Genomic DNA, 6,695 nt, shown 5'->3' on the forward strand with positions numbered 1-6,695 from the left:
TCCAATTTAATCTTTTATGCTACAATTGATGTGCCGATTTGAGTAAATCATTCACCGTTTTCACCGGATTAAAAGTCACCAAAGGCACTTCAACAAAAACAGTTAACCAATCAGCCATTGCACCATTCCACAAACCTGGTAACTCATACGATTTGATATTATTTCCTAAAAAACTTTTATGGACAATAAAACCCGCTTCAGGATCAACATATTTAGTAAGATCAAAACGTTCTTGCTTATAATTTAAAGTGGCACACACTAAATCTACTGGATTAAAGTGGGTAGCACTTGCTAAAATTTTAACTTGTTTTTTGCTCTCTAAATCAACTTGCGACGACTCTACAATTTGCAAAGATGTCACATCATTATCACCTTTTATCCAAAATGGTCCTCCACCCGGTTCACCCTCATTTTTCACCATTCCGCATACTCTGATCGGACGATTTAAAGCTTTTTTGAGCACTTTAATTTTATTCTCAAAGGTGTACATTTCAAAATCATTGCTTTGAATAGTTACATTTAGGTCTGAGCTCAAAAAACCTTTTATTTCTGAAATCATCGTTTCTGTTACCTCATCAGCATCAATCGCACGCAAGTAAGCAAATACCTTTTGTTGTAATTCTAGTAAAATACCAGCAAGAGCCTTTTTATACAATGCTATTATTTCCTTTTTATGGATGATAATATTATCGATGTTTTTAATAAAAATTACATCAGCATCCAATTGGTTTAAATTTTCGATTAAAGCACCGTGTCCACCTGGACGAAATAATAATTTCCCACTACCATCTCTTACGGGATTGTTGTTCTCGTCAACAGCAATGGTATCTGTACTTGGTTTTTGATACGAATATTCAACCTCAATTTTAGTATTCAACTTTGCTTCAACCTCTGGCTTTACTTTATTTACGATCTCTTGAAATTGTTCACGATGCGTATCTGAAACCGTAAAATGCAAGGTCGATTTGTTTTTTGTAGCCGCATAATGGCCGCATTCATAAAGCTGCTCTTCTATAGGAGAGGCTACTGTGGTTTGATAGGCATGAAAAGGAAGTACACCTTTGGGCTTATTAGCAAAATCAAAGTACTCTTTGTCTAATATTAATTTTATGAAGTAATAATTTTTATAATCTCTAGATAATTCATCAAAGTCTTGATAAATCTCTCTGAGCTTTTTGTCGACTTCATCAAAAAATGGCAACTTATCCATTCCTACTATAAAAATGGCAAGGTCCGTATCTCTCGTTCTATTGACATAAGCATTGATAGACTCAGAGGAAGGATCAAATTGATTTAAAAATGAATTTAAAAACTTGAACATTCTACTTGCTGCACCCGAAGCCGGAACAAACTTAAGTAGCTTCAACGACGCTTTATTGGTGTCAAAAAAGTTAGCTTTTTGTTGAAATTCAGATTCTGTTAATTTCAAAAGACCATTATCTACAGTGGCAGGAGCTGTTAACCTAATTTTAGGAACACCGCTTTTAAAAATAGCTAACTGCTTTTGCACTTCACTTAAAGCTATTCCATGCTCGTATATTTGTACAAAGTCAGTAGCACTAAAACCGATATCTTTGGCAATAACCAAGCTATCAATGATAGAAACCGCTAATTTTAACCGACTTGTTTTATCACCAGACAAGGTTATAAACGGTTTTTTATTTTTGATCAAACTAGCTTTAAAAACCTCAAAAACCGACTTGCGATTGTCAGGACTATCGCGTAAATCATCTTTTTCCCAAGGAACATCGATATCCGTTAGGAAAAACAAATCGTACTGGTGTTTTTTGGCAGCTTTATCCAATAAGGGATCACAGTAATTGTAATACACCTCTGAAAACACCTTGGTTACCATTAGATTCGTGTCACAAAAAAGGAATTTGTTAGCCCTTTTTAGTTTTTCATTTTCTAATTTAGTTTGTCCGTAGGCAATGGGCATCATATCATCAACATCGCAAATGCTTTGGCTGTTGTCCCATTTTTCTTGAAGGTAATCACGAGCAAACTCAGGCACCCATTCGGTTTGATAATGATCCGCTAATTGTATCGATAAGGTCGTTTTTCCAGTACTTTCTGGACCAAACATGGCAATTTTTATGATGTCAGTTTGGTGCTGTTTAAGATTTTCTTCCATTCTAAATAAGCTGATATTGCTAATATTGTAAATATTAAATATTGTAAAGACAAAATTCCTAATCCTCGATACGCATATAAAGGCGTCACTATCAAATCACCGATAATCCATAGTGTCCAGTTTTCTATTTTTTTGAGTGCCATATACCACATTCCTGTGAAAAATATCCCTGAAGCGACCATGTCAATGTAATTATCGTTATGAATTTCATAATCGAATAATTTATAGATCCCGTAAACAACAAAAATAGTTACAATAAACAATAAAATTCCTGTTATTTTCTCTTTTTTACTAGTTCTGCTTATAGGTAAATTATCTTCATTTTGCGTTTTTCTAGACCATTTGTACCATCCATAGATACTCATTACACTAAAATACGCATTTATAAGCATATCACCAACATAACCAGCTATAAACAAAAGATAAACAGTTATAATTGTGGCAATTAATCCTGTAGGATATACCAAAATATTCTCCTTTTTAGCAAACCACACACTTAGAATACCGCAGACAAAGGCAATGAATTCTAAAATAATTTGAGTCATTGAAGCATTTTTATAGGCATCGACAAAAAATTCAATCATAATTTATAAGGTTTATTAATTTGCATTCATTTCAAAAAAATGAATATCATTTTCAAAAGCGGTTCCTATAACCACTAGATCAGCACCAGCTTCGTAAGCAGATTGTATTCCTTTTAAATCTGCAATTCCGCCTCCTACAATTAGTGGAATAGCAATGTTTTGGGCCACTAAATTAATCATTTGTAAAGGAACTGCGAGTTTTGCTCCACTACCCGCTTCGAGATAAATTAATTTGTTCCCTAACATTTCGCTTGCCTGCGCTGTCGCCACTGCATAATCAAAATTATCTCTTGGTAATGGTTTGGTTTTACTAACTGCTTCTACTGCTGTTGTACTACCACTTTCAATTATCATATACCCTGTTGAAATGACCTCTAATTTTGTCTTTTTGATTATCGGAGCTGCAGCCACTTGGTGCCCTATCAAAAAATCAGGATTACGACCAGAGATTAATGATAAAAACAAAATAGCATCTGCTTGATCAGAAATCTGAGACGGGTTTCCGGGGAAAAGCACGATGGGTAAGCTGCAAGTTTCCTTAATTGTGGCAATTAATTCATCCAAAATATTGGTTATCACCAAACTCCCGCCAATAAAAATATGAGTTGCTGGAGATTGATTGATTTTTGAAACTAATTCATCAATTGTTTTTAAATCAATTTTATCAGGATCGAGCAAAATGGCTAGTAGTTTTATATTTTCCCGTTTTGCTTTTAAAATGTCGTTATAGATATGTATCATAGGTAAAACCACGAATTGGTAAATTTGCGGTTGGTATTAATGTTCAAAGGCATATACTAAAGTAAAATTTTCAATTTTCTCAAAATGGATATCAAAATCCTTCGCGTGATTATTAAAATGCAATTGGGCACTGCCTTTTATATCTTCTAAACCGAAAGATTGTACTTTGATATGATCCTTAAAACTGATTCCTTTTTCGTTTCTAATTTTAAAAATAGCTTCTTTAGCGCCCCAAATAACCGTTAGTTTTTTAATGTATTCTTCCTTGTTGTTTTGATCTAAATACTGAAATTCTTCAGCAACAAATTTATCAGCAATGCGCATGATTTTGTCGCGCTGCAACTCCATGTCGATGCCCACGATTTCGTTACTGATAATAATGGCCGAAAACTCATGAGAGTGTGTTATCGAAATATGATTTTCGCCTTTTATATGTGGCTTTCCATAGGCATCATAATGCAAATCGAGATCAGTATGACCAATTTCTTGAAACAACCGACGCACACTTAGAAAAGCGCGTTGGTGCAACTCTGATTTCATTTTGCTTAACCGAATAAGGTTAGTTGGATTAACAACAACCGATTCGAATAGCTCTTGATAGGATTCGGTAATCTTCCAAACTAGGATTTGAGTAGTAGTATTGAATTGTATTGTTTTGTATAACGGCATAGGTTGTATCCTGTTTTTTTTAGCCCCGATAGTAGCGGCATCCTTTATGTTCTTTCTTTAAGAACATAAAGATACAGCGGATAGCGGGAAATAGCTCCTAAAAGCTAGTATTTAACTAACCATCAAAATATTAGACAATTAAACATTTCTTAAATGTTGTGATTTGTGCTATATTTATAAAGTTATTACGTAAATTTGCAAAAAATTCATCTTAGCCAAATTTGGCAAACAGACGAACTAATTACAAATATACTATAAATGAGTACATCGACTATGCCTTATGTGGCTTTCAAAGTAAAAGACATTTCTCTAGCGGCTTGGGGAAGAAAAGAAATTGAACTAGCAGAAGCTGAAATGCCAGGTTTAATGGCACTTCGTGCTGAATATAAAGACGAACAACCACTAAAGGGAGCTCGTATTGCTGGATGTTTACACATGACAATCCAAACTGCTGTATTAATCGAAACATTGATCGCTCTTGGAGCTGAGGTAACTTGGTCATCATGTAATATTTTCTCAACTCAAGATCAAGCTGCTGCTGCAATTGCTGCTGCTGGAATCCAAGTATATGCTTGGAAAGGGTTGAACGAAGAAGATTTTGACTGGTGTATCGAGCAAACTTTATTCTTTGGTGAAGACAGACAACCATTGAACATGATCCTTGATGATGGTGGAGATTTAACAAATATGGTTATTGACCGCTACCCAGAATTAATTCCTGGAATCAAAGGTTTATCTGAAGAGACTACAACTGGAGTTCACAGACTATATGAAAGAATGAAAGCAGGAACATTACCAATGCCTGCAATCAACGTTAATGACTCGGTTACTAAATCGAAATTTGACAACAAATACGGTTGTAAAGAATCAGCAGTTGATGCGGTTCGTCGTGCAACTGACATCATGCTTGCTGGTAAAAGAGTAGTAGTATGTGGATATGGTGACGTAGGAAAAGGAACTGCTGCTTCATTTAGAGGTGCTGGATCTATTGTTACAGTAACTGAAATTGACCCAATTTGTGCTTTACAAGCTGCAATGGACGGTTTTGAAGTTAAAAAATTAGACACTGTTGTTGGTAATGCTGATATCATCATCACAACTACAGGAAATAAAGATATCGTTCTAGGTTCGCACTTTGAGCAAATGAAAGACAAAACTATCGTTTGTAACATTGGTCACTTTGATAACGAAATTGCTGTTGCTTGGTTAAACACGAACCACGGAGCATCTAAAGTGGAGATCAAACCACAGGTTGACAAATACACTATCAACGGTAAAGACATTATCTTACTTGCCGAAGGTCGTTTAGTAAACCTTGGTTGTGCTACAGGTCATCCAAGTTTCGTAATGAGTAACTCATTTACAAACCAAACTTTGGCACAAATCGAATTGTGGAAAAACAGTGCATCTTACAACAATGAGGTTTACATGTTACCAAAACACTTAGATGAAAAAGTAGCTATGTTACACCTTGCGAAATTAGGTGTTGAATTAGAGACTTTACGTGACGATCAAGCGGCTTACATAGGCGTTGAAGTTGCAGGTCCATTCAAACCAGAATACTACAGATACTAGGTTCATTGCGAGGAACGAAGCAATCTCACTATAATTTTCAAAACCCTTGCTGCAAAGTGAGGGTTTTTTGTTTTTGGGCGTGTCCCTGTAGTTCCTTCGTCGTTCCTCCTCGCCACTACGGGCCGTGCTATGCGTTGCAATCTTTACTGCACTCCGTTTCGTAAAGGATTTTCACTACTATCACTCACGCGAGCGAAAAATTAGTCAAAAATGAATTCACTCGCTATTTTTCGTACATTTGATACTATAAAATCGCACAATGAAAAAGCTGTTTCTTATTTATCTCCTTTTATTCTCTCTTGTAGGGATTGCTCAGGATAATGACCGAAACAGATACCAGCAGCTACTATTTGAACAGGGAAATAGCCTCGTTAAAAATAAGAACTACCCGCTAGCTATCAAAAAATTCACTGCTACGCACAGCGTAATACCGACCTCTGAAATTGCACAAATTGCTACTCAAAAATCAGATTCATTAAAATCAGTACTCAGGAAAGACAAAATAAATAATTTAGTAGGAAGTTGGAAATGGATTTCTAAAGATCCAAGCTGGGCAATGCCAGGGGACAACCTAGTTGCAAAAATGATCACCATTACAACCACTGAAATTCTGTTTTACGAATTATATCACAATGCAAAAAAATGGGATTTGGTAAAAACAGAAAAAATCATTTTTTCTGACAATCCAGAATCTTATTTTTTTACTGAACTTCTATACGCTAACAACGAAATTTGGGAATATACTATCAAAGATTCTGGTGAACTAACAGCATTTTACATTGGCGAAAAATTAGAAAACAATTACACTCAATTAGTTTGTGGCAATCCTGTCTTTTATTATTATAAATTACAATAAATAAAATCCAAAAAAGGAGATAAGCATAATACAGTTATGTAGTCTTGATTAAAAACAAAAAAACCCAATCTTTTCAGATTGGGTTTTTTAATAAATTGAGAAAATCAATTATGCTTCAACTTCGAATGGAAGGATT

6 protein-coding genes are annotated in these 6,695 nt (G+C 35.0%); 2 read left to right on the top strand and 4 right to left on the bottom strand.

Annotated features, from left to right (window positions below; genetic code table 11):
• Positions 1-19: 19 nt before the first annotated feature.
• From P8M54_RS14375 to P8M54_RS14390, 4 genes are read right to left on the bottom strand one after another with little or no spacing between them, the layout of a single operon-like run.
• Positions 20-2,134: a DUF4301 family protein gene (locus P8M54_RS14375; protein WP_300288679.1), complete on the bottom strand. Its 2,115-nt coding sequence runs from the start codon at positions 2,132-2,134 to the stop codon at positions 20-22.
• The gene (gene pnuC / locus P8M54_RS14380) at positions 2,095-2,718 is read right to left on the bottom strand and encodes a nicotinamide riboside transporter PnuC (protein WP_300288680.1); all 624 of its coding nucleotides are present in this window, start codon (positions 2,716-2,718) and stop codon (positions 2,095-2,097) included. Before pnuC ends, P8M54_RS14375 begins: the two co-directional genes overlap by 40 nt.
• A gap of 15 nt (positions 2,719-2,733) precedes the next feature.
• A complete protein-coding gene (locus P8M54_RS14385) occupies positions 2,734-3,459 on the bottom strand; it encodes a geranylgeranylglyceryl/heptaprenylglyceryl phosphate synthase (protein ID WP_300288681.1) in 726 nt (241 codons plus the stop codon).
• Between the two features lie 36 nt (positions 3,460-3,495).
• Positions 3,496-4,128, bottom strand: coding sequence for a 4'-phosphopantetheinyl transferase superfamily protein (locus P8M54_RS14390; RefSeq protein ID WP_300288682.1), 633 nt, complete (start codon positions 4,126-4,128; stop codon positions 3,496-3,498).
• A 258-nt stretch (positions 4,129-4,386) separates the two neighbouring features.
• Between P8M54_RS14390 and ahcY the strand changes: the two genes are divergently transcribed.
• Both ahcY and P8M54_RS14400 read left to right on the top strand, forming a co-directional pair.
• On the top strand, positions 4,387-5,703 hold the full coding sequence (ahcY, locus tag P8M54_RS14395; protein WP_300288684.1) for an adenosylhomocysteinase: 1,317 nt from the start codon (positions 4,387-4,389) through the stop codon (positions 5,701-5,703).
• 259 nt (positions 5,704-5,962) lie between these two features.
• Positions 5,963-6,559 carry a hypothetical protein gene (locus P8M54_RS14400; protein WP_300288685.1) on the top strand — a complete coding sequence of 199 codons (597 nt, stop codon included), beginning with the start codon at positions 5,963-5,965 and terminating at the stop codon, positions 6,557-6,559.
• Positions 6,560-6,695 lie beyond the last annotated feature (136 nt).

It is taken from the genome of Flavobacterium sp. (genome assembly GCF_029242675.1).
Lineage (GTDB): Bacteria > Bacteroidota > Bacteroidia > Flavobacteriales > Flavobacteriaceae > Flavobacterium.